Here is a 21721-nt window from a genome sequence, read left to right as displayed (position 1 = left end):
CCCTAGCGGAGCGGGAAGTATTAAACCGCGAGCGAGAAAATGGCGGTTTCTAGTCAAATCCGGCGCCATTGCGAGGCGCTGGGAACCGCTGAGTTATCACGCCGTTCGATTCCACGAATTTCTCATTCACGGAGGTAGACATGGCCACCGCTTACACAAGCCGCCCGACGCTCAACTTCGATGCGCCCGAACCCACCGTTATGGCGGACCGGAATGCTTCGGCTCTGTTTCCGTCGCAACCCGTCTATGCGCGGACGCCCAAGAAGAAGACCGGCGACAACCTGCCCTTGATGGTGGGCACCCCCGTCCTGGCCCTGGTGGCGGGCGGCTTGGTCTGGATGGCGATGGGCGATCGCCCCGACACGCCGACCGATCCCCAGTCTCTGCAGGCCGCTGCGGCGCAAAGCCAACCGGCGGCCCGCGCGGTCCCGATCGAAAGCCCGGCCACGCCGATTCCGCAGCCGACGGAACTGGCGGCTAACGAACTCGCCGCCCCGGCGCCGCCTCCTGTCGCCCGCGCCGTGACGCCGCGCGCTTCGGCCCCAGCCCGCGCTCCGGCCCGTAGCGCCATCGCCGCGCCGGTGGAGGCCAGCACACCGGACGTTTCTAGCGCTTCGTCCAACGTCAGCGCGACGGTCTCGGCCCCGCCCCCAACCGTCAGCGCGCCGCCGATCGCTGAACCGGCTCCGCTCGTCATCCCGGCCCCGGCCGCGCCCCAAACGACCACGACGCCGACGCCCGATCCCGTGAACCCGATGTAACGGCGGCCTAAGCGCAAAGAAGAAGGGCGGCTCCGATCCGGAGCCGCCCTTTTCTACATCACCACCACTTCTCGGCTTTCGCCTTGAAGCCGGCGGCCTTCTCGACGGCCCCGGCGACGGAGAACACCGTCGCCTCGTCCAGGGGCTTACCGATGATCTGCAGACCCAGCGGCAGGCCGTTGGCGTCGAGGCCGGCGGGCAGGCTTAGGCCCGGCAGACCGGCCAGGTTCGTCGTCACCGTGAAGACGTCGTTCAGGTACATGGCGATCGGGTCGTTGCTGTTCTCGCCCAGGCCGAACGCCGCCGAGGGCGCAGTGGGGGTGAGGATCGCGTCGCACTGCGTCCAGGCGTTGTCGAAGTCCTCGGCGATGCGGCGACGCACCTTCAGGGCCTTCAGGTAGTAGGCGTCGTAATAGCCGGCGCTCAGCACATAGGTGCCGATCAGGATGCGGCGCTTGACCTCGTCGCCGAAGCCGGCGGCTCGGGTGTTCTCGTAGATTTCGGTGAGGTTCGCGCCCTCTTCGCGCAGGCCGTAACGCATGCCGTCATAGCGGGCCAGGTTCGACGACGCCTCGGCCGGGGCCACGATGTAGTAGGCCGGCAGGGCGTACTTGGTGTGCGGCAGGCTGATGTCGACGATCTCGCAGCCAGCTTCCTTCAGCCAGGCGATGCCGTCCTGCCAGAGCTTCTCGATCTCGGCCGGCATGTTGTCGACACGGTACTCCTTCGGAATGCCGATCTTCAGGCCCTTGACCGACTTGCCGACGAACTGGGTGAAGTCCGGAACCGGGATGTCCAGGCTGGTCGAGTCCTTGGGGTCGTGGCCCGACATCGAGGTCAGCAGCAGGGCCGCGTCTTCCACGGTCTTGGCGATCGGGCCGGCCTGATCCAGGGAGCTCGCGAAGGCGACGACGCCCCAGCGCGAGCAGCGGCCGTAGGTCGGCTTGATCCCGACCGTGCCTGTGAACGCAGCCGGCTGGCGGATCGAGCCGCCGGTGTCGGTCGCCGTGGCGCCCAGGCACAGGTCCGCCGCGACCGCCGCGGCCGAACCGCCGGACGAGCCGCCCGGCGTCAGAGCCTTGGTCGAGCCCTGGGCTCGCCAGGGGTTGGTCACCGGGCCGAAATAGGAGGTCTCGTTCGACGAGCCCATGGCGAATTGGTCGAGGTTCAGCTTGCCCAGCATCACCGCGCCGTCGCGCCACAGCTGGCTCGTGACCGTCGACTCGTAGGTCGGGACGAAGTTTTCCAGGATCTTGGAGCAGGCCGTGGTCCGCACGCCCTCGGTGCAGAACAGGTCCTTGACGCCCAGCGGCGCGCCTTCCAGCGGCCCGGCCTGGCCAGCCGCCCGACGGGCGTCGGACTTGGCGGCCATGTCCAACGCTTGCTCCGGCGTTTCCAGGATGTAAGCGTTCAGGCCGCGCGCGGCTTCGATGGCCTCGATGTGCGCCTTGGTCAGTTCGACAGAGGTGAACTCACCGGCGGCCAGGCCGTCGACGGCGGCCTTCAGGGTCAGGTTCGTCAGGCTCATTATTCGACGACCTTCGGCACGACAAAGAAGTTGTTGATCGACTTGGGCGCGTTGCGGGTCACGCTGGCGGGGTCGCCGCCCATGGTGACGGCGTCTTCGCGCAGCGGGAGACCGGCGGCGACCACGCTGGTCAGCGGCTCGCAGCCGTCGGTGTCCACCTCGGCCAGCTGTTCGATCCACGTCATGATGCCGTTCAGTTCCTGAGCCAGCGGCTCCAGGCGCTCTTCGGGCGTCGCGATGCGGGCGAGGCGCGCGACCTTCCGCACGGTGGCGGCGTCAATGGCCATGGGGATCTCCTGAAATTCGAACGCGTCGGTTACTAGGCTGGAGACAAGGTTTCAAGCGGCGCGGCTCCTGATAAGGAGAGCTATGCCCGTTCTCGACATTGAAGACTTCGCCGCCGCCCTCCCGCAATACGCCGCCATTGTGGGTCTGGACCCCGGTGAGAAGACCATCGGCGTCGCTGTATCCGATGTCACCCGCACCGTCGCCAGCCCGCTGGCCCTGATCGAAAAGACCAAGTTCAGCAAGGACGCCGAGCAGTTGTTCAAGCTGATGGACAGCCGGGGCGCCGTCGGAATCGTCATCGGCCTGCCGATGAACATGGACGGGACTGAAGGCGTGCGCTGCCAGTCCAACCGGGCGCTGGGCCGCAACCTGCTGCGCCTCAAGCCTGACCTGCCGATCACCTTCTGGGACGAGCGCCTGTCGACGGCCGCCGTCACCCGCGTTCTCATCGACGAGCACGACATCTCGCGCAAGCGCCGCGACGAGGTGGTCGACAAGATGGCCGCCGGCTGGATCCTGCAGGGCGCGCTGGAGCGCCTGCGAGGGCTCTAAAATCCCCGGTCCATCAAGACTTTCGCCCGTAGCGAGAAACCTTGGGCTTTTCCGCAGCAAACCGGTTTGGTTAATCTGGGTCGATCGCGAACTCGGGGGCGGGCGTGGACTTCAAGCACAAGACAGACCAGCGTCGCGCGGTCGCGACCGCGGCGGCCTTGCTGGCGATGCTGGCGGCGGATGTGACCGTCGCGGGCGACGGCGGCGACTGCCCGCCCAATCCCGAACCCGGCAAGTGCTATGAGAAGGTCTATCTGCCCGCGCAGTACGAGGACCAGGCCGAGCAGGTGCTGGACCAACCAGCCCGGGTCGAGACGCGCACGCTCGAAGCGGTTTACCGCCTCGAGCAGAAAGAGGTCCTGGTTCGCGAGGCCACCGCCGGCGCGCCGGCCGTCTACAAGACGGTCTCCGAGTCTGTCCTCGTCACGCCTGCCCGGACCGAACGTTACACGGCGCCCGCCACCTATCGGCTGGTGATGACGCGCCGCGTCCTGCGCGAAGCCAGCTTTGACTGGCGGACGATCGCTTGTGAGGGGCCGGCGCGTCGCCCGTCGGCGTCTCATTAGGGCCCGCGTGGCTGAAACCCTTTTTGGGGTCTTCGCTCCGTCGGTATCGACGTTGCGAAGAAGAAATTCGCCCCCGAGGTGAATTTTTGGGACAACATCGTTTTACATTTGGTTAAGGTTAAGATCTGCGCGTCAGGACAGGGCTCCAGGTTCGTTCCTGCACGATGCAATTGGGGTTGAGGGCAAACGAGGGGGCTCGCGTGACGAAGAAGGTCTTCATGGGTTTGATGGCCGTGGCCATCACCGGCATGTCGGTGAGCCCCGTGCTCGCGGATGGCCGTAATTACGCGCCGGCGCCCGCCGCTCGCAGCTATCCGCCGGTTCCGCCGCCGCCGACCTATCCGCCGCTGCCGCGTCCTCCGTCGCCGCCGCCTCCGTCAGCGGACGACTGCCTCTGCACGCGTCCGGTCGTGTTCTATGGCCCGACCACGGGCTGGGGTGACATCCGCGTCGCGGCGCCCGGCGTCCGCGTCTATGGCGAGCCGGTGGTCGTGCCGTCGGGCCGCATCGATATCCAGGGTCCGCCGGTCTATGTCGACGCGCCGCCGGTCCGCGTGGCCGCGCCGCAGATCTACCTGCATCGTCCGGAAGTTTTCGTGCGTCCGTCGGCCGTCACGGTCGAGGCGCCGCAGATCCACTTCTCGGGCTGCGCCGACGGCGTGCGCTGCGAGCCGGCTCCGCCGCGCCGCTAAGCGCTCTTCGAGTTCAGTGTTTCGAGAGGAGGGAGCCCCAAAGGCCCCTCCTCTTTCTTTTGAACCTCAGCGCTGCGGCGCGCAGAACGCCCGGGCCTCACGGGCCAGAGGCAGGTCACCGCCCTCCAGAGCGGCCTTCACCGCCTCATCGCAGCGATTCTCGCTCAAAAGACCTGTGACCTTGGCTCGCAAAGCGGCTGACTTGGCGGCGGCCTCCTTCAGAAGCTGGGCTTCCTTGCGCTCGCCCGGCAGGCAGACTGAGTACCACTTGGCGTCGCCGCAGCGGGCGATCAGGCGGGTCTGGCGCGACAGGTCCGCAGGCTTGTCGGCGACCGGCGCTTCCGGTTCGGGCTTGGCGGGCGGGGCTGGCGACAGCTCCACCGACGCAGGCGGCGCGACCACCGGCGGCGGCCCCTCCAACGGCTTCACCGTCATCTCGGTCGGCAACTGATAGTGACAGACCCAGCCCTTGTCGGTCGTCTGGCACGACTGAAGCTTGGCGCGCGCCTCCTCGGCCGGCGCGGAGGTCTGCAAGACAGCGAGTATGAGCAGCAGCATGGCCGACCCCGATCGGCGCGCCCCAGTGGAACGCGAAGGCCTACAGTATGCGCCTCCGGAGGCTGGCAACAAGTCGGGCGATCGAATAGGTTCCTAATCCACCCCCTTCGGCGCGCGCCGGGTCGCCCGCCCTTTCCTTAACGGTCAAAGCCGCCTAAGACGCGGGCTCATGACGGCTTCCGCCCATGACCCCGCCCGCGAGGCGATCGAGACGATCCGCGCCCGCGTCTTCGCCTTTCCCAAGCGCCATTTCCTGTCCGCAGGCGATCTGAACGCGCCGCAGGCCGCCGATCTGCTGGATCTTGCCGACGCCTTCGTCGCCCTGAACCGGCAGACCTCCAAGACCCTCGACATCCTCAAGGGTCGGACGCTGATGAACCTGTTCTTCGAGAACAGCACCCGCACCCAGAGCTCGTTCGAGCTGGCGGGAAAGCGTCTGGGCGCCGATGTCGTCAACATGAACCCCAAGACCTCGTCGGTCGCCAAGGGCGAGACCCTGATCGACACGGCCGTCACCCTAAACGCCATGCGGCCTGACCTCTTGGTCGTCCGCCACGCCTCGTCGGGCGCGGCCAGCCTGCTCAGCCAGAAGGTCAGCGGCCACGTGGTCAACGCCGGCGACGGCCAGCACGAGCACCCGACCCAGGCTCTACTCGACGCCCTGTCGATCCGCCGCGCCTTTGGCCGCGTGTCGGGCCTGACGGTGGCGATCTGCGGCGACGTGCTGCACAGCCGGGTGGCCCGCTCGAACGTCGCCTTGCTGCACACCCTGGGCGCCAGCGTGCGCCTGGTGGGACCGCCCACCCTGATGCCGGCCCAGGCCGAGCGCTGGGGCGTCGCCGTCCACCACGACATGAAGTCGGGCCTGGCAGGCGCCGATGTTGTCATGATGCTGCGCCTGCAGCTGGAACGGATGCAGGGCGCCTTCGTGCCGTCCACGCGCGAGTACTTCCGCTTCTATGGCCTTGACCGCGAAAAGCTTTCCCGCGCCGCGCCCGGCGCCAAGGTCATGCACCCCGGCCCGATGAACCGGGGGGTCGAGATCGACTCCGACGTCGCCGACGACCCGGCCGTCAGCCTGATCCAGGACCAGGTCGAAATGGGCGTCGCCGCCCGGATGGCGGTGCTCACCAGCCTCGCGGCGCGGATCGAGGAGGCTGGGCGATGATCGCGGCCTGCATCCATTTTCCCGACCTCCCCGGCGAATGCCGGGGCCCAGATCGAACCCGCGAGCATAACCATCCGAGGTCGGGCTCGATGGCGCGATCACCCCAAAATCATCGTATGAATCTGGGTCCCGGCATTCGCCGGGAGGATCGGATGTTTGTTTTCGGTTCGCGAGGCCTGCAAGCATGAACGCCCCCCAGCCCCTCGCCTTCGTCAACGCCCGCCTGGTCGACCCTGAGAGCGGCTACGACGGTCCCGGCGGCGTCATCGTCTCCGAAGGCGTCATCACCGACGTGGCCAAGGGCCGCGAGTTCGGCAAGCTCTCCAAGGCCGTGCGGGTCGTGGACTGCGGCGGCGCGCTGCTGGCCCCCGGCCTGATCGACCTGCGCGTCCGCACCGGCGAGCCCGGCGCCGAAACCAAGGAAACCCTGGCCAGCGCCGCCAAGGCCGCCGCGGCCGGCGGCGTCACCTCGTTCGTCGTCCAGCCCGACACAGCCCCGGCGATCGACGACCCCAGCATGGTCGACTTCATCCTGCGCCGGGCCCGCGACGTCGACAGCGCCCGCATCCTGGTGGCCGGCGCGGCGACCAAGGGCCTCCTGGGCGAGCAGATGGCCGAGATCGGCCTGATGCGCGAGGCCGGCTGCGTCTATGTCACCGACGCGGGCAAACCGATCGTCGACAGCAAGGTCATGCAGCGCGTCCTGACCTACGCCAAGGGCTTCGACACCCTGCTGGCCCACCGGCCGATGGACCCGTGGCTGGGCCGGGGCGGCGCGGCGATCGGCGGCGAGTTCGCCGGCCGCATGGGCCTGCCGTCGATCTCGCCCATGGCTGAGCGGATCATGCTGGAGCGCGACGTCGCCCTCCTGGAAGCCACCGGCGGCAAGCTGCTGGTCGACCAGATCAGCTCGGCCCAGGCGCTGGAAACCCTGGCCCGCGCCAAGGGCAAGGGCCTGCGGATCAACGCCTCGGTGTCGATCAACCACCTGTCGTTCAACGAGCTGGACATCGGCGATTACCGCACCTTCGCCAAGCTGAACCCGCCCCTGCGCGGCGAGGACGACCGCCAAGCCCTGATCGAGGCCCTGGCCTCGGGCCTGATCGACATCGTCGTCTCCTCACACAGCCCGGCCCCGGCCGAGGACAAGCGCCTGCCGTTCGACGAGGCCGCGCCCGGCGCCGTGGGCCTGGAAACCCTGCTGCCGGCCCTGCTGTCGCTGTACCATGAGGAGCGCCTGCCGCTGCTGGACCTGATCCGCGCCGTCACCCTGGCCCCAGCCCAGCTGCTGGGCCTGCGCGGGGGCCGTCTCTCTCCGGGCGCGCCGGCCGACCTCGTGCTCTGCGACATCGACGCGCCGCTGATCGTGGACGCCGCGCGCCTGCTGTCGAAGTCGAAGAACTCGCCGTTCGACGGGCGGCGGTTGCAGGGGCAGGTGTTGATGACGGTAGTGGATGGCCGTGTGGTGCATCGGGCGGAGGGTTAGAGCTCTGGATGCCAGTGGCATAGTAGGTGAGCAGACCAAGCCCTCGTCGGACCGAATGCGCCCAAACGAGTATTCGATAGAATGCGCTCGTTTAAGTTCGTTCACCCGCCCTCGTAGGCACGTTGGAACAGTGTCTGCGCTTTTGCAAAATCGTCAAAGTTCCGCATCGTGACCTCAAGGTCGCCCGTGCCGAAGTGTCCAATTTTCCGGACGTCGCGAGTAAATCCCGCCTCAAGAGATACTGTATCAGGACTTATCTTTACATAGGCCGTTACCGTCTTCGCGTTAGGATATATCTCTAGGCACACGAAATTTTTTATGCGCTTGAAGGCGTGATAAAATTTTAGCTCCTTAAGCTGAACGTCGTCGCCCAGACCCATCAGGAAATTGCTGGTCGAATCCCATAGATCTCGCAACTCTCCAGCAGAGTTACTCAGCCGATATTCAATTTTTGAGCTTAGATAGGGGTCTTTACCGCCCGTAGCCGGTGCGGCGGATTCCTGGGATGTGACTTCTAGTATCGTCGACGCTCGGGACGCTACCCGAGGCGTGTGGATGAGCTCGATCAGTAGCATTTCATCTGAGAAGCGACGGTATCGCATGAGTTCAATGCTGCGGTTTATCTGCTTCACAGCATGACTATCGTAACGAGTAAAATCGCCAGCGATGCAGACTAGTCGAGGCGCCGACCACTCAACTTTGTCGGCCACCTCCTTACCCATTTTGTCCATGACCAGCCACATGAATTCCTTCTTGTGATCCATTAGCCAGTCTAAATAAAATAGACCTTGATTTATAACGTTCTCGTTCACGGATCGCTTGTACTCAATGATGACAGGACTTCCATCCTCATCGAGACCAAGCGTATCTATACGTCCACCGTGAACTGGCCCTGTGCTGTACTCAGAAGCGACAAACCGGATTCCAAGAAGTGTTTCGAGGTTTGCCTCAAAAAGGCTCTGTAGAGATTTTTCGACTTGGTAGCTCTGCGGCGCCAATTCAGCCACCGGCGAGGCACCGATACGGAAGAGTTTGATATCGCTCATTTTGACCGTTGCTTCAGTGACTTGGGCTTGAAGGGCATCCCCGCCCCGACGCCGACATAGCCTGCTTCACCATTGCACGTCTTGCGCGAGGATGCGCAAGGCCGCCAATTGAAGAGAAGTGTTGTTGCGCTTGGTAACCGCCCATCCGTCTCGCCACGCCCCTCTCCCGCAGGAAGAGAAGGAAACTCGCTTAGTGTCCGACTCTGCCCTAAACTTCTCCCACAGCTTTCGCTTGCGCAGCGGTTGAATTCGCGCGCAACTCGCCTTAGGGTCGAACCGTGCAAGATCTCGCCGCCATCGCCTATCTCACCCTCGGGATCGCCATCGTCGGCGGCTACCTGCTGGGCTCCATCCCGTTCGGGCTGATCGCCACGCGGCTGGGTGGGGCCGGCGACATCCGCCAGATCGGCTCGGGCAATATCGGCGCGACCAATGTGCTGCGCTCGGGCCGCAAGGACTTGGCGGCCATCACCCTGCTGGGCGACGCGGGCAAGGGCGTGGTAGCCGTGCTGCTGGCCCGCTACCTGACCAACGGCAATCCGGCGGTGATCGCCCTGGCCGGCGGCTCGGCGTTCCTGGGCCACCTGTTCCCCGTCTGGCTGAAGTTCAAGGGCGGCAAGGGCGTGGCCACCTTCTATGGCGTTCTGCTGAGCGCGGCCTGGCCGGTGGGCGTCGCCGCCGGGGCGACCTGGCTGGCCATGGCCTTCCTGTTCCGCATCAGCTCGCTGGCGGCCCTGACCGCTGCCGTGCTGGCCGCGCCCTTCGCCCTGGCCTTCGACCAACCCTATCCGATGCTGGGCCTGTGCCTGTTCATGGCCGTGCTGATCTTCATCCGTCACCGCGAGAACATCGCGCGCCTGCTCAAGGGCCAGGAGCCCAAGATCGGCAAGAAGAAGCCGGCGGAGGACGCTCCGCCCGCGCCCGATGCGCCGTGACGCCCGGCCGGCTCTCGGACATCCAGCGCTTCGCCTGGCTGCGCCTGGCGCGCACCGAGACCGTCGGCCCTGTCGCCTTCGACCACCTGATCGCCCGCTACGGCACGCCCGAGCGGGCCCTGTCGGCCCTGCCCGACCTCTCCCGCAAGGGCGGCCGCGCCGTACCGCTGTCCCTGCCGCCGCGCGAGGCGATCGAGCAGGAGCTCGAGGCCGGCGACAAGTTGGGCGCGCGCCTGATCTGCGGCTGCGAGCCCGACTTCCCGCCACGGCTTGCGGCCCTGGATCCTCCCCCGCCCGTGCTTTGGGCGCTGGGACGGGCGGAGCTGCTGTCCCAGCCCAGCCTCGCCATTGTGGGCGCCCGCATCGCCTCGGCCGCCGGCCAGCGCTTCGCGCGCCAACTGGCCACGGATCTGGGAACCGCCGGCCATGTCGTTGTGTCGGGCATGGCGCGCGGCATCGACGGCGCCGCCCACGAAGGCTCGCTGGCCACCGGCGCGGTGGCGGTTCTGGGCGGCGGGGTCGGCGACATCTATCCGCCCGAGCACGACCGGCTGCATGCCCGTCTCGCCGCCGAGGGCTGCGTGGTCTCGGAAAGCGCGCCCGACCGCCGCGCCCAGGCCAAGGACTTTCCACGCCGCAACCGGATCATCTCGGGCCTGTCGCTGGGCGTCATCGTCGTCGAGGCCGAGCTGAAGTCGGGCTCGCTGATCACCGCGCGCCTGGCCGCCGAACAGGGCCGCGACGTCTTCGCCGTGCCGGGTTCGCCGCTGGACCCGCGCTCAAAGGGCACGAACGACCTGATACGCCAGGGCGCGATCCTGTGCGAAGGCGCCGAGGACGTGCTGCGCTCGCTGTCGGGCCAGACGCATCTGCGTGAACACGACCACCGCTACGAGCCTGCGCCCGACATGGACATCGACCACGACGCTCTGCGCGAGCGTATCGCCGCCCTGCTCTCGCCCACGCCCGTTTCGCGCGACGACCTCGTCCGCGCCGCCGCCGCCCCGGCCTCGGCGGTGATGGCGGCGCTGGTGGAGCTGAGCCTGGCCGGCCGCGCCGAACTTCTCGACGGCGGATTGGTCGCGGGGGCCTAAGCTTCCGCTCCGGATCCCGGCTGATACGCTGGCGTCAGACGCACCGGAGAGATTCGTGGACGCCGAAACCCTGCAGCGGACCTTCGACGAGGCGGTTCAAGCCCATGGCCAGGGACGGTTGGACGAGGCCGAGGCCGGCTTCCGCGCCGTGCTGACGGTCCTGCCGCATGAGGGCGAAGCGCTCTTTGGCCTGGGGCTGACCCTGATGGGGCTGCGACGCTTCACCGAAGCGGTGGCGCCCCTGCAAGGCGGCGCCGCTCAGCCGGGGGCTGAGCCCGTCCGCTTTCTCTGCCTGGCCCAGGCGCTCTACATGACCGGCGCATTCGCGCAGGCGGCCGAGACGTTCGCGGCTATGGAAGCCGAGGACGGCTTCCACGATGGCGCGCGCCTGACCTGGGCCCGCTCGGCCGCCTACGCCGCGCTGGACGGCGCTGACGCCGACAACGCCCTGGCGCTCTATGGCCGGATCGCCGGGCCGGTGGCCGAGGATCTCGACACCGTGGCGCGCGAAGGCTTCTCGGCCCTCGTGGCCTTTGAGCGCCTGGACGCCGCGCGCAAGCTCGGCCGATGGCTGGAGGCCCGCACGCCGGGCGACGCGGTCCAGGCCCACGAGCTGCGGGTGCTGACCGATCCCGAGATCGACCGCGCCCCGCCCGCCTATGTCGAAGCGCTGTTCGACGCCTTCGCCGAGCGCTTCGACCACCAGCTGGTGGAGAACCTCGAGTACCAGGCCCCGGCGATCCTGGCCGAGATGGTCGGCGTCGCCGAGCGCCGGTTCAAGCACATGCTGGACCTCGGCTGCGGCACGGGCCTGGCGGGTCCGCCCTTCCGAGCCGCCGTCGCCCGCCTGACCGGTGTCGACCTTTCCACCGCCATGCTGGCCAAGGCGGCCGAACGCGGCGGCTATGACGCGCTGGTCCACGCCGAGGCCGTCGCCTTCCTGCGCGAGACCACCGAACGCTTCGACCTGATCGTCGCCGCCGACGTGTTCAGCTACCTCGGCGACCTGGGCGATATCCTGGCCGCCTCGGCTGAAGCGCTCAGCGACGATGGCCTGCTGGCCTTCAGCGTCGAGCAGGGCCAGACGGGGTGGCGACTGCTGCCCTCGGCGCGCTACGCGCACGGCGACGATTATGTTCGCGCGGCTGGCGCGGGCGCCGGGCTGGAGGTGATCCAGCATCTCCAGACGCCGCTGCGGCGGCAGGCCGACGCTGCGATCCCAGGCGGGCTCTACGTGCTGCGGAAGACCCGCCCCTAACGTCGCGCGCCCTTGGCGAACAGCAGGTCCGACCACCGCCAGTGGCCGCCGCCCAGGGCGAAGCGGGCCGCGCCGGGGCCGTCGTTAAGCGAGATCAGCACCAGCCCGCGCATCGGCTCGGCGCGGCAGGCGGCCGGGGCGAAGGCGACCTCCAGCATGATCATCTCGCGCAAACCCGACAGGCCGTCGCCTTCCTCGCCGTCGGTGCGAAGCCAGTCGCCGTTCCAGACCAGCGGCGCGCGCCCGGCGCCGACGGTGGCGGCGTGGGCCCGCATCAGCGAGGCCCGGGCGCGCGGGTTCTTGCGCAGACCCTCCTGCAGCAGCCGGACCATGTCGCAGCCCGCCCCGCCCCCGCCGCCGCCAGATCCTGAGCCGGCGGTCGCCGCGCCCATCAGCTCGGCCTCGCCCAGGCCCATGACGCGCGACGGCGCCGGCTTCGGGCTGGCCGGCAGCGGGATCACGTCCTTGGGGACCGGCGCCTTGGTCACCCGCAGCGGCGAGCGCGGCGCGGCTCGGGCGGTGTCCTTGGGTTTTTCCGGCGACGGCGGCTTATGAGGCGCCTTCACCGGCGACTTGGGTGCGTCATGCGGCGCGGGCGGTGGCGGCGGTGGCGGCGGAGGCGGAGGCGGTGGTGGCTCGACCAGCGATACGACCACGGGCGGAGTCCCAGAAGGGGTTGGCGGCGACGGCTGAACCCTCAAGAGCAGGGTCAAGGCGGCGAGATGCGCGCAGACGCTAGCGACCACCGCCAAGCCCTTACCCCCGCGTCGCCTCCAGTGCGTCATCCAGCTCGCCAAGCCACGAGCCCCTGTGTTGGCTCAGGCGGCGAAGCCACCACGCTTCCGCGTCAGGAAAGGGGCGAATGGTCGAGCTTGCCAAACGTAACAATCAATTCAAGGTAGCAACCAAGGAGCATTCAGCATGAGCCCCGCGATCCTGGCCTGGGTTTTGTTGCTCGGCGCGCCCGTCGTGGCCGTGGGGCTGCATCTCGCTGCAAGAGACCGCCTCTCAACAGAGCGTCGCAGGGCCATGATGTGGTTTCTGGGCGCCGGAATTGGACTGGTGATCCTGTCGGCGGCGTTCGGCGTGCGGTTCGTCTCCCTGACCGCGAACATCGTCGTGCTGGCCATCGCCTATGGGGCCTATGTCCTCTTGGTGCTTTCGCTCAGCGCCATGCGCCTTTCCTCCGTTGCCAAGCGAATTGTCCTTGCCGCAGCGCTGATCCCTGTCGCCTTCGGCTACTTCCTGGGTACGATTGGCGCGCTAGGCCTGCGGTTTACGGTTGGCGAGTTCGAGGCTCAGGCGAACACCACGTCCCTAGCTCCTGGACTGACCTGCGTCAGAACCGAGGGGGGCGGTCCCAGCGGCGGATACACCTTGCGGGTTCATCGCGAATGGTCCCTACCGCCGTTCCTTCATCGCGAAGTCCGGGCACTGGGTTTCTCTAAAGAAGGAGAAGGGCCCGCGTCTTGCGAAGCCCTGCGCGGTCGACCGCTCTAAACGCTCAGATCCACCAACAACCCCGTCCCCGCCGCCGGCGCGGCGCGCACGGCTTCTTTCAGCCGGTCGGCGATTTCCGCGCGTTCGGCGTTGGAGGTCACGGGCTTGATCGGGCGGATCGGCGAGACATAGGCCTCGGTGGCGATCCGGTTGACGGTCAGGTCCATCGGGGTCAGCACAGGTGGAACTTGCCACGTCAGTGTCGCGCAAGGGGCTTAACAAGCGCCTACCGGACACCAAAGCCTGACTGTTTTCCGGGTCCTTCGTTGACAGACCCCTAGTGAAGCCCCCACTTTCGCGCCGCTCGCCTGCAGGGCGATCTCTTTTTCCTGAACAAGAGTCAGAATGAACGTCGTCGTCGTCGAGAGCCCGGCCAAGGCCAAGACCATCAACAAGTATCTCGGGTCCGACTACACGGTTCTCGCCTCGTACGGTCACATCCGCGACCTGCCGTCGAAGGACGGCTCGGTCGAGCCGGACAACGACTTCGCCATGAGCTGGGAGGTCGACGCCAAAGCCTCCAAGCGCGTCAGCGACATCGTCGACGCCATGAAGAAGGCCGACCGCCTGATCCTGGCCACCGACCCGGATCGCGAAGGCGAGGCGATCAGCTGGCACGTCCTGGAAGTGCTCAACAAGAAGAAGGCGCTGAAGGACAAGACCGTCCAACGCGTCACCTTCAACGCCATCACCAAGACCGCCGTGACCGAGGCCATGAAGGCCCCGCGCGATCTTGACATGGAGCTGGTCGAGGCCTACCTCGCCCGCCGCGCCCTCGACTATCTGGTCGGCTTTACGCTCTCGCCCGTGCTGTGGCGCAAGCTGCCGGGCAGCCGCTCGGCCGGTCGCGTGCAGTCGGTGGCCCTGCGCCTGGTCGTCGATCGCGAGCTGGAGATCGAGCGCTTCCGGACCCAGGAATACTGGACCGTCGACGCCGACGTCTCGGCAGGGTCCGACCCGTTCCTGGCGCGTCTGGTCAAGCACGAGGGCAAGAAGCTCACCAAGTTCGACCTGGGCAACGAAGCCTCGGCCCTGGCCGCCAAGGCGGCCGTCGAGGCCGCCGTGTTCAAGGTCGAGGCCGTCGAGAAGAAGCCCGGTAAGCGCTCGCCCGCCCCGCCCTTCACCACCTCGACCCTGCAGCAGGAAGCCGCCCGCAAGCTGGGCTTCTCGGCCCAGCGCACGATGCAGGCCGCCCAGAAGCTGTACGAGGGCGTCGACATCGGCGGCGAGACGGTGGGTCTGATCACCTATATGCGGACCGACGGCGTCTCGATGGCGCCCGAAGCCATCTTCGAGGCCCGCGACGTCATCGGCTCGGTCTATGGCAAGGCGTACGTCCCGGACTCCCCGCGGATGTACAAGTCCAAGGCCAAGAACGCCCAGGAGGCTCACGAAGCCATCCGCCCGACCAGCCTGGCCCGCAATCCCGGCTCGCTGCGCCTGGAGCCAGAGCTGGGCCGCCTGTACGAGCTGATCTGGAAGCGCACCATCGCCTCGCAGATGGAAAGCGCCCGTATCGAGCGCACGACCGTCGACCTGACCAGCGCCGACGGCCAGACCGGCCTGCGCGCCACCGGCCAGGTGGTGCAGTTCCCCGGCTATCTGGCGGTCTATGAAGAAGGCCGCGACGACGAGGGCGACGAGGACAGCGCCCGCCTGCCCGCCATCACCGAGGGCGCGGCGGCCAAGGTCATCGAAAGCCGCGCCGACCAGCACTTCACCGAACCGCCGCCGCGCTACTCCGAAGCCAGCCTCGTCAAGAAGATGGAAGAGCTGGGCATCGGCCGTCCGTCGACCTACGCCTCGGTGCTGGGTGTGCTGCGCGACCGCGAATATGTCCGCATGGAGAAGCAGCGCTTCATCCCCGAGGACAAGGGGCGCCTGGTCACCGCGTTCCTGGAGCAGTTCTTCAAGCGCTATGTCGAGTACGACTTCACGGCCGCGCTCGAAGAGCAACTCGACCTCGTTTCGGACGGGAAGCTGGATTGGAAACAGTTCCTCCGCGACTTCTGGAAGGACTTCCACGCCGCCGTCGGCGAGATCGCCGAGCTGCGCACGACCAACGTCCTGGACGCCCTGAACGAGGCGCTGGGCCCGCACATCTTCCCCGACAAGGGCGATGGCTCGAACCCGCGCCTGTGCCCGACCTGCGGCTCGGGGCAACTGTCGCTGAAGACCGGCAAGTTCGGGGCCTTCATCGGCTGCTCGAACTATCCGGAGTGCCGTTATACGCGCCAGTTGGGCGTGTCCGAAGGCGAAGGCGACGCCGAGAGCGCCGACAAGCAGCTGGGCCTCAACCCGGCCACGGGCCTGGCGGTCTGGCTGAAGAACGGGCGCTTTGGTCCCTATGTCGAGGAGCTGGCGGCAGAGGGCAGCGGCGACAAGCCCAAGCGCTCGTCCCTGCCCAAGGGCTGGATCGCCTCGGCCATGGATCTCGAGAAGGCCCTGCGCCTGCTCTCGCTGCCGCGCGAGGTGGGCAAGCACCCGGACGACGGCAAGCCGATCACGGCGGGCCTGGGACGGTTTGGGCCGTTCGTGCTGCACGACGGCACCTACGCCAATCTGGAGAACGCCGACGAGGTGTTCGACGTGGGCTTGAACCGCGCCGTGGCCATCCTGGCCGACAAGCGCGCAGGCGGCGGGCGTCCCCAGCGCGCGGCGGCGGCGGCCCTGGCCGAACTGGGCAATCACCCCGAGGACGGCAAGCCGATCCGCGTGCTGTCGGGCCGCTTTGGCCCCTACATCAAGCACGGCGACACCAACGCCAATGTGCCCAAGGGCAAGGACCCGGCCGCGATCACCTTGGAAGAGGCGCTGGCCCTGATCGCCGAACGCGCGGCCAAGGGCGGGGCTAAGAAGCCCGCCAAGAAGGCGGCGGCTTCGAAGTCCAAGGCAAAGGCGGAAAGCGACGCGCCGGCCAAGAAGACGGCGGCGAAGAAGCCTGCCGCGAAGAAGCCGGCCGCCAAGAAAGCTGCGCCGAAGTCCAAGGCAGCCGCCGCGTCCGATGATGGCGACGCGCCTTGGGACGACGAGGGCTGAAGGCTGTTCAGGGCTAAGGGACGGGAGTAGACTTCGCCCATGACGACCTTGGAACGTCCCCTGCCGCTGCAAGTGGTGCTTGTGGCCTTGGCGCTGTGCTGCATCGGCGGCTTCGCCATGGGCCTGACCAACGCGATGAAACTGGATCGCGGCGGCTCCGTGACCTCCCAAGCCCCGCTGGCCGAGGTGTCGGGCACGCCCGTCAAGGACGCCGCCCCCGCCTTCGCCTACGAGCCGCCGCCGGTCGAGACGCCCAAGCCCAAGGCCGTCGAGGTCAAGACCGTCGAGCAGGAAGCCCCGCCCCCCGCCCCGGTGGTCGAAGCGCCGCCGACCGCGCCCGCACCGGCCGCTGAACCCAAGCCCGCCGAGCCTCAGGCGCCGAAGTCGATCGAGGATCTGTACTGAGGCAGGACCAAGACGCCCACCCCGCGTTTCCCTAAGTCCGCCGAACGCGTTAAGGCAGGACATGGCTAAACTTCGCCCGACAAAGACTTTCAAGCCCAAGCCGCCGGCTGGCCTGCCCGACCGCGAGACGCTGCTGGCGTTCCTGCGCGACGCGGGCGAGACCGGCAAGGCCGACATCGCCCGGCACTTCGGCCTCAAGGGCGCCGACCGCCGGGCCTTGCGTGAGATGATCCGCGAGCTGGAAGCCCAAGGCGCGCTGGCCAAGCGCGGCCGCAAGGGCTTCGCCGAAGCCGGCTCCTTGCCGCCCGTCGGTGTGGCCGATGTGGTCGAGCGCGACGGCGACGGCGAGCTCTATGTGAAGCTGACCAAGTCCGACGACGACGTGCCCAATGTCCGCCTCGCGCCCGGCAAGGGCGAGGCCGCCGCCGGCGCGCCGGGCCTCGGCGACCGCCTACTCGTCCGTTTCGAGCGGCTGGAGACCGGCGAATTCGAGGCCAAGCTGATCAAGAAGCTGGGCCAAAGCGCCCACAAGATCCTGGGCGTCATCCGCAAACACCGCCGCGAAGTCCGCGTCGAGCCGGTGGATCGCAAGTCCAAGGAAAGCCTGGTTCTCGATCCCAGCGTGGCCCACGAATACAAGGACGGCGACCTTGTCCTGGCCCAGGTGGGCACGCACGGCGGCCGCTATGGTCCCAAGCCCGGCAAGGTGCTGGAGGTGGTCGGCACCGAGAACGACCCGCGCGCGGCCTCGCTGATCGCCATCCACAGCCACGGCATCCCGACCGGCTTCTCCGAAGCCGCCGAAGCCGAGGCCAAGACCGCCGTCGAGCCGACCCTGGCGGGCCGCGAAGACCTGCGCGATCTGCCGTTCGTGACCATCGACCCGGTGGACGCCCGCGACCACGACGACGCCGTCTACGCCCATCCCGACGACGACGAGACCAACAAGGGCGGCTTTGTCGTCTGGGTCGCCATCGCCGATGTCGCGGCTTACGTCCGGCCCGGCTCGGCCTTGGATCGCGACGCCCGCGAGAAAGGCAACAGCGTCTACTTCCCTGATCGCGTCGAGCCGATGCTGCCCGAGACCCTCTCGAACGGCCTGTGCTCACTGCGCGAGAGCGAGAACCGCGCTACGCTGGCCGTCCGGATGGTGTTCGACAAGTCGGGCCGCAAGAAGGGCCACAGGTTCGTGCGCGGCCTGATGCGCTCGGCCGCCAAGCTCTCGTACGAGCAAGCCCAGGCCGCGATCGACGGCCAACCGGACGACAAGGCCGGTCCGCTGCTAGAACCGATCCTCAAGCCCCTGTGGGACGCCTACCGGACGATGAAGATCGGCCGCGACGCCCGCTCGCCGCTGGCCATCGAGAGCGACGAGCGCCGGATCATCATCAAGGGCGGCGAGATCACCTCGATCACCAAACGCGCCTCCCTTGAGGCCCACAAGCTGATCGAGGAGATGATGGTGCAGGCCAATGTCTGCGCCGCCGAAAGCCTTGAGGCCAAGCGTTCGCCCCTGATCTACCGGGTCCACGATACGCCCAGTCTGGAGAAGGTGCAGAACCTCGCCGACTTCCTGCAGACTCTGGAAATCCGCTGGAGCAAGGGCGAGGCGCCGCAGACCTCGCGGTTCAACAAGCTCTTGGACGAAACCCGCGAGAGCCCGAACGCGGCGATCATCAACGAGGTGGTCCTGCGCACCCAGATGCAGGCCCACTACAGCGCCGACAACATCGGTCACTTCGGCCTGAACCTGGCCAAGTACGCCCACTTCACCAGCCCGATCCGCCGCTATGCCGACCTGATCGTGCACCGGGGTCTGATCCGAGCCCTGGGCCTCGGGACCGATGGCCTGACCGACCAGGACATCGCCCAGATCAAGGACACCGCCGAGGTCATCACCCACGCCGAGCGTCGGGCGATGGCCGCCGAGCGCGACGCCACAGACCGCTACATCGCCGCCTTCTTGGCCGACCGGGTGGGCGCGACCTTCGAGGGCCGGATCACCGGCGTCACCCGCTTCGGCCTGTTCATCAAGCTGGCCGACACCGGCGCCGACGGCCTCGTGCCGGTCTCGAGCCTCGGCCAGGAGTTCTTCGTCCACGACGACAAGATGCACGCCCTGGTCGGCGAACGGACCGGCAAGCGCTGGCCGCTGGGCATGGGTGTCGAGGTCAAGCTGGTCGAGGCCACGCCTGTCACGGGCGGTCTGCTGTTCGAAATGCTCAGCGACCCGCTGCCGCCCGACCCCAAGATGCCTCGGCCTCGGCTTGGGGCGCGTCGCCAGGCGGCGGTGAAGCCACGCGGCGGCCTGCCCAAGGGCGTGCGGCGCGGGAAGCGGCGGTAGCCCGGAGACACTAGATGCTCCCCCGCGATGCGGGGGAGGAACTACTTCGCCGTGATCGCCGCCTCGAGCCGGTCGGCCATCATGATCTGGTCCGCCACCGACGGATGCCCGTGGCAGGCGCTGCGGTCCATGCCCGTGATCCGCACGGCCTTGGCCCCGGTGCGGTCGGCGACCTCGGCGACATCCTCGGCGAAGGTGTCTCCGGCGATCAGGAAGACCTTGGCCTTGGGCCGGTTGGCCTTCAGCCCCTCGATGAAGGCCACATAGCGGTCGCGGTAGTCCTTGCGCAGCGCGGCCTCGTCGGCCCAGGGCTCGTCAGGCTTGAGCGGCGTCGAGAAGTCGTTGGTCCCCAGGCCGATCACCAGCAGGTCGGGGCTCCAGCCGTCATCGGCGGCGACGCGCGGCTGGTCCTGGCCGGGGATCAGGCGCGGCAACAGGACCGGCAGCGGCTCGCCGGGCGCCAAGCCGTTGTAGTTTCGCACGACGCCGCGTCCAGAGAACGCCTCGATGCGGTAGTCCGCGTCCAGTCGCCGGGCCAGGATCGGCCCGAGCGCCAGGCTGGTGTCGGTCAGGTCGTGGACCTGCTGCTGCGTGCAGTCGCGACTGGCCGAGCGTACGCCGTAGCCCACAGTGTGCGAGTCGCCGATGAACTCGATCCGGCGCGGTCGGGCCTGCGCCGGTAGCGCCTTGCCGCCTTCGCCGACGAAGAAGCCCTGGAAACGCGACGATCCCGACTGGCTCTCGGTCAGTTTGTCCAGCCGCACGACGTGTTCGCCCGGCCCCAAGCGGTCCAGCTTCAGGCGGATCTGGCCCGACTTGGTCAGCTCGGCCTTGCGGACACCGTCGATGCTGACGGCCACATGCTCTTCGCCGGTATCGACCGCGATCTCGACGGATGGACCGATGAAGCGGCCTTCGAAATAGACCCCGGGCCAGCCGAAGTCGTGGGCGCCGCCCGGCGCGGGCGCGACGCGGCCGCCGATGTTCAGCGGCAAGGGGGTCTGGACAAGGGCGGCGGCGAGAATAAGGGCGAGCATGTCCTCTTCTCATGCGGGATGCGCGCCGCGTCAAACCTAGCTATGCAGTCGCCATGCGCGCCGAGATCGAACCCTTCCACGCCATCGCCATCAGCCGCCTGGCCCACCAGCTGAAGATGGGAGGCCGATCGATCATCCACATGGAGTTCGGGCAGCCCTCGACGGGCGCGCCGAGCAAGGCGTTGGCCAAGGCTCACGAGATTCTCGACCAGGAAGCCATGGGCTACTGGGAGAGCCCGCTGCTACGCGAGAAGATCGCCCAGCGCTATCAGACGCTCTACGGCGTCACCGTCGAGCCTGAACGGGTCATCCTGACCTGCGGCGCCTCGCCGGCGCTGGTGCTGGCGCTGTCGAGCGTGTTCAAGCCGGACGATCGCATCGCCCTGGCCCGCCCCGGCTATGTCGCCTATCGCAACACCCTGAAGGCCCTGCACCTTGAGCCGGTGGAGATCGCCTGCGGGCCTGAACACCGGTTCCAGCTGACGGCCCAGCACCTGGCGGCGCTGGATCCCGCGCCCGCTGGCGTCATCGTCGCCAGCCCGGCCAACCCGACCGGCACCATCATCGCGCCCGCCGAACTGGAGGCGATCGCCAAGGTCTGCGGCGAGCGCGGCATTCGGATCATCAGCGACGAGATCTATCACGGGCTCAGCTACACCGGCCGCACGCCCTCGATGCTGGAGTTCGCGCCCGACGCCCTGATCGTCAACAGCTTCAGCAAGTACTTCAGCATGGCCGGCTGGCGGCTGGGCTGGCTGCTGACGCCGGCCGGCGAGGATCTGGAGCGCGCCCGGGCCTATGTCGGCAACCTGTTCCTGACCGCCCCATCGCTCTCCCAGCATGCAGGCCTGGCCGCCATGGACTGCATCGACGAGCTGGAAGGCCACATCGCCGTCTATCGCGCCAATCGCCAGTTGATGCTGGAGGCCCTGCCCGCCCTGGGCCTGAAGGAAATCGCCCCGCCCGACGGCGCGTTCTACATCTGGGCCAACATCGCACACCTGACCGGCGACTCGCTGGCCTTCTGCGAGCAGCTCTTGAAGGACACCGGCGTCGCCACCGCGCCCGGCGTCGACTTCGACCCTGTCGAGGGCAAGCACTTCATCCGCTTCAGCTTCGCGGTCTCGACGGCCGAGGTCGAAGAGGCCCTGCGCCGGATCACGCCCTGGTTCGCGGCGCTCAAGCCTCGGCCGGTTCCGACGGCTTAGCCTTGCCTTCGAGGGCGTTCAGGCGATCCAGCATCGACAAGAACGTCAGCAGCATGAACACCGCCGAGACAATGATCCCGAACACCGGGATTAGCGCTCCCAGGGTCCAGCCCCAAGGGTTGAGGCCGCGTTTGCGCGCCACGACGTACACGATGGCGGCATAGATCAGGCCAACGATGAACGTCGGCGTCAGTTGAAGGATTTGCGCAAGCACGGTTCACTCCATGACCATTGGGGGCGCCGAAGCGCCGCCGCC

The 21721-nt window shown here is 67.7% G+C and carries 22 protein-coding genes; 14 read left to right on the top strand and 8 right to left on the bottom strand.

All coding sequences use genetic code 11. The features are described 5' to 3' along the window. Positions 1 to 140 precede the first annotated feature (140 nt). The gene (locus tag CSW63_RS08570; RefSeq protein WP_062098700.1) at positions 141 to 761 is read left to right on the top strand and encodes a hypothetical protein; all 621 of its coding nucleotides are present in this window, start codon (positions 141 to 143) and stop codon (positions 759 to 761) included. A gap of 58 nt (positions 762 to 819) precedes the next feature. Here the strand turns inward: CSW63_RS08570 and gatA are convergent, their stop codons facing one another. Continuing rightward, entirely contained in the window at positions 820 to 2289 is a 1470-nt protein-coding gene (gene gatA / locus CSW63_RS08565; protein WP_062098699.1) for an Asp-tRNA(Asn)/Glu-tRNA(Gln) amidotransferase subunit GatA, read from the bottom strand. Further along, a complete protein-coding gene (gene gatC, locus CSW63_RS08560; protein ID WP_062098697.1) occupies positions 2289 to 2576 on the bottom strand; it encodes an Asp-tRNA(Asn)/Glu-tRNA(Gln) amidotransferase subunit GatC in 288 nt (95 codons plus the stop codon). Before gatC ends, gatA begins: the two co-directional genes overlap by 1 nt. An 82-nt stretch (positions 2577 to 2658) precedes the next feature. Between gatC and ruvX the strand changes: the two genes are divergently transcribed. From ruvX to CSW63_RS08545, 3 genes are all read left to right on the top strand, one after another. Then, positions 2659 to 3129 (top strand): Holliday junction resolvase RuvX, encoded by a 471-nt coding sequence (ruvX, locus tag CSW63_RS08555; RefSeq protein ID WP_062098696.1) that lies wholly within the window; start codon positions 2659 to 2661, stop codon positions 3127 to 3129. 104 nt (positions 3130 to 3233) lie between these two features. Continuing rightward, positions 3234 to 3695 carry a hypothetical protein gene (locus tag CSW63_RS08550; protein ID WP_099503807.1) on the top strand — a complete coding sequence of 154 codons (462 nt, stop codon included), beginning with the start codon at positions 3234 to 3236 and terminating at the stop codon, positions 3693 to 3695. Between the two features lie 200 nt (positions 3696 to 3895). Next, positions 3896 to 4387, top strand: a complete 492-nt coding sequence (locus tag CSW63_RS08545) for a hypothetical protein (RefSeq protein WP_062098693.1) — start codon at positions 3896 to 3898, stop codon at positions 4385 to 4387. Positions 4388 to 4453: 66 nt separating this feature from the next. Here CSW63_RS08545 and CSW63_RS08540 read toward each other — a convergent pair whose 3' ends face one another. After that, complete coding sequence (locus CSW63_RS08540; protein WP_062098692.1) at positions 4454 to 4945, bottom strand: hypothetical protein; 492 nt, start codon at positions 4943 to 4945, stop codon at positions 4454 to 4456. Positions 4946 to 5114: 169 nt separating this feature from the next. On the opposite strand from CSW63_RS08540, the gene CSW63_RS08535 reads away from it, so the two are divergent. Together CSW63_RS08535 and pyrC are read left to right on the top strand one after the other, a co-directional pair. Continuing rightward, complete coding sequence (locus tag CSW63_RS08535) at positions 5115 to 6113, top strand: aspartate carbamoyltransferase catalytic subunit (protein ID WP_062098691.1); 999 nt, start codon at positions 5115 to 5117, stop codon at positions 6111 to 6113. A 184-nt stretch (positions 6114 to 6297) separates the two neighbouring features. Next, complete coding sequence (pyrC, locus tag CSW63_RS08530) at positions 6298 to 7599, top strand: dihydroorotase (protein ID WP_062098690.1); 1302 nt, start codon at positions 6298 to 6300, stop codon at positions 7597 to 7599. 101 nt (positions 7600 to 7700) lie between these two features. Here pyrC and CSW63_RS08525 read toward each other — a convergent pair whose 3' ends face one another. After that, a complete protein-coding gene (locus tag CSW63_RS08525; RefSeq protein WP_062093263.1) occupies positions 7701 to 8645 on the bottom strand; it encodes a DUF5655 domain-containing protein in 945 nt (314 codons plus the stop codon). 278 nt (positions 8646 to 8923) lie between these two features. On the opposite strand from CSW63_RS08525, the gene plsY reads away from it, so the two are divergent. Genes plsY through CSW63_RS08510 form a run of 3 tightly spaced genes read left to right on the top strand, consistent with a single transcriptional unit; the run spans position 8924 to position 11932 of the window. Next, positions 8924 to 9580, top strand: coding sequence for a glycerol-3-phosphate 1-O-acyltransferase PlsY (plsY, locus tag CSW63_RS08520; RefSeq protein WP_062093264.1), 657 nt, complete (start codon positions 8924 to 8926; stop codon positions 9578 to 9580). Further along, entirely contained in the window at positions 9577 to 10674 is a 1098-nt protein-coding gene (gene dprA / locus CSW63_RS08515) for a DNA-processing protein DprA (RefSeq protein ID WP_062093265.1), read from the top strand. The genes plsY and dprA overlap by 4 nt, the downstream gene beginning before the upstream one ends. 55 nt (positions 10675 to 10729) lie before the next feature. Then, entirely contained in the window at positions 10730 to 11932 is a 1203-nt protein-coding gene (locus CSW63_RS08510; protein ID WP_062093266.1) for a methyltransferase, read from the top strand. On the opposite strand, the gene CSW63_RS08505 is transcribed toward CSW63_RS08510, so the two are convergent. Then, complete coding sequence (locus CSW63_RS08505; RefSeq protein ID WP_099503809.1) at positions 11929 to 12717, bottom strand: hypothetical protein; 789 nt, start codon at positions 12715 to 12717, stop codon at positions 11929 to 11931. The two genes, CSW63_RS08510 and CSW63_RS08505, sit on opposite strands and share 4 nt — an antisense overlap. 136 nt (positions 12718 to 12853) lie before the next feature. Here CSW63_RS08505 and CSW63_RS08500 point away from each other — a divergent pair, with 136 nt between their 5' ends. Further along, complete coding sequence (locus CSW63_RS08500) at positions 12854 to 13432, top strand: hypothetical protein (RefSeq protein ID WP_062093604.1); 579 nt, start codon at positions 12854 to 12856, stop codon at positions 13430 to 13432. Here the strand turns inward: CSW63_RS08500 and CSW63_RS08495 are convergent. Beyond that, positions 13429 to 13599: a hypothetical protein gene (locus tag CSW63_RS08495; RefSeq protein ID WP_062093605.1), complete on the bottom strand. Its 171-nt coding sequence runs from the start codon at positions 13597 to 13599 to the stop codon at positions 13429 to 13431. The two genes, CSW63_RS08500 and CSW63_RS08495, sit on opposite strands and share 4 nt — an antisense overlap. Before the next feature lie 178 nt (positions 13600 to 13777). Here CSW63_RS08495 and topA point away from each other — a divergent pair, with 178 nt between their 5' ends. The 3 genes from topA to rnr all read left to right on the top strand — a co-directional run bounded on the left by topA (position 13778) and on the right by rnr (position 19220). Then, positions 13778 to 16471, top strand: a complete 2694-nt coding sequence (gene topA / locus CSW63_RS08490) for a type I DNA topoisomerase (protein ID WP_062093603.1) — start codon at positions 13778 to 13780, stop codon at positions 16469 to 16471. 39 nt (positions 16472 to 16510) lie between these two features. Next, entirely contained in the window at positions 16511 to 16876 is a 366-nt protein-coding gene (locus tag CSW63_RS08485) for a hypothetical protein (RefSeq protein ID WP_082749309.1), read from the top strand. A 61-nt stretch (positions 16877 to 16937) separates the two neighbouring features. After that, positions 16938 to 19220 (top strand): ribonuclease R, encoded by a 2283-nt coding sequence (gene rnr / locus CSW63_RS08480; protein ID WP_062093602.1) that lies wholly within the window; start codon positions 16938 to 16940, stop codon positions 19218 to 19220. A gap of 41 nt (positions 19221 to 19261) precedes the next feature. On the opposite strand, the gene CSW63_RS08475 is transcribed toward rnr, so the two are convergent. Further along, entirely contained in the window at positions 19262 to 20257 is a 996-nt protein-coding gene (locus tag CSW63_RS08475; RefSeq protein WP_062093601.1) for an SGNH/GDSL hydrolase family protein, read from the bottom strand. Between the two features lie 53 nt (positions 20258 to 20310). Between CSW63_RS08475 and CSW63_RS08470 the strand changes: the two genes are divergently transcribed. After that, the gene (locus CSW63_RS08470; RefSeq protein ID WP_099504027.1) at positions 20311 to 21465 is read left to right on the top strand and encodes a pyridoxal phosphate-dependent aminotransferase; all 1155 of its coding nucleotides are present in this window, start codon (positions 20311 to 20313) and stop codon (positions 21463 to 21465) included. On the opposite strand, the gene CSW63_RS08465 is transcribed toward CSW63_RS08470, so the two are convergent. Further along, positions 21437 to 21679: a hypothetical protein gene (locus CSW63_RS08465; RefSeq protein WP_062097994.1), complete on the bottom strand. Its 243-nt coding sequence runs from the start codon at positions 21677 to 21679 to the stop codon at positions 21437 to 21439. The two genes, CSW63_RS08470 and CSW63_RS08465, sit on opposite strands and share 29 nt — an antisense overlap. Between the last annotated feature and the right edge of the window lie 42 nt (positions 21680 to 21721).

The organism is Caulobacter sp. FWC26, from assembly GCF_002742645.2.
Classification (GTDB): domain Bacteria; phylum Pseudomonadota; class Alphaproteobacteria; order Caulobacterales; family Caulobacteraceae; genus Caulobacter.
The sequence above is the reverse complement of the archived record's forward strand: the minus strand, read 5'-3'. Positions and strand labels throughout refer to the sequence as shown.

Bases quoted from the DNA above. Each gene is read 5' to 3' on its own strand.
- CSW63_RS08570 (WP_062098700.1), top strand. From the start codon at position 141: ATGGCCACCGCTTACACAAGCCGCCCGACGCTCAACTTCGATGCGCCC.
- gatA (WP_062098699.1), bottom strand. From the start codon at position 2,289: ATGAGCCTGACGAACCTGACCCTGAAGGCCGCCGTCGACGGCCTGGCC.
- gatC (WP_062098697.1), bottom strand. From the start codon at position 2,576: ATGGCCATTGACGCCGCCACCGTGCGGAAGGTCGCGCGCCTCGCCCGC.
- ruvX (WP_062098696.1), top strand. From the start codon at position 2,659: ATGCCCGTTCTCGACATTGAAGACTTCGCCGCCGCCCTCCCGCAATAC.
- CSW63_RS08540 (WP_062098692.1), bottom strand. From the start codon at position 4,945: ATGCTGCTGCTCATACTCGCTGTCTTGCAGACCTCCGCGCCGGCCGAG.
- CSW63_RS08535 (WP_062098691.1), top strand. From the start codon at position 5,115: ATGACGGCTTCCGCCCATGACCCCGCCCGCGAGGCGATCGAGACGATC.
- pyrC (WP_062098690.1), top strand. From the start codon at position 6,298: ATGAACGCCCCCCAGCCCCTCGCCTTCGTCAACGCCCGCCTGGTCGAC.
- CSW63_RS08525 (WP_062093263.1), bottom strand. From the start codon at position 8,645: ATGAGCGATATCAAACTCTTCCGTATCGGTGCCTCGCCGGTGGCTGAA.
- CSW63_RS08505 (WP_099503809.1), bottom strand. From the start codon at position 12,717: ATGACGCACTGGAGGCGACGCGGGGGTAAGGGCTTGGCGGTGGTCGCT.
- CSW63_RS08500 (WP_062093604.1), top strand. From the start codon at position 12,854: ATGAGCCCCGCGATCCTGGCCTGGGTTTTGTTGCTCGGCGCGCCCGTC.
- CSW63_RS08495 (WP_062093605.1), bottom strand. From the start codon at position 13,599: ATGGACCTGACCGTCAACCGGATCGCCACCGAGGCCTATGTCTCGCCG.
- topA (WP_062093603.1), top strand. From the start codon at position 13,778: ATGAACGTCGTCGTCGTCGAGAGCCCGGCCAAGGCCAAGACCATCAAC.
- CSW63_RS08485 (WP_082749309.1), top strand. From the start codon at position 16,511: ATGACGACCTTGGAACGTCCCCTGCCGCTGCAAGTGGTGCTTGTGGCC.
- rnr (WP_062093602.1), top strand. From the start codon at position 16,938: ATGGCTAAACTTCGCCCGACAAAGACTTTCAAGCCCAAGCCGCCGGCT.
- CSW63_RS08475 (WP_062093601.1), bottom strand. From the start codon at position 20,257: ATGCTCGCCCTTATTCTCGCCGCCGCCCTTGTCCAGACCCCCTTGCCG.
- CSW63_RS08470 (WP_099504027.1), top strand. From the start codon at position 20,311: ATGCGCGCCGAGATCGAACCCTTCCACGCCATCGCCATCAGCCGCCTG.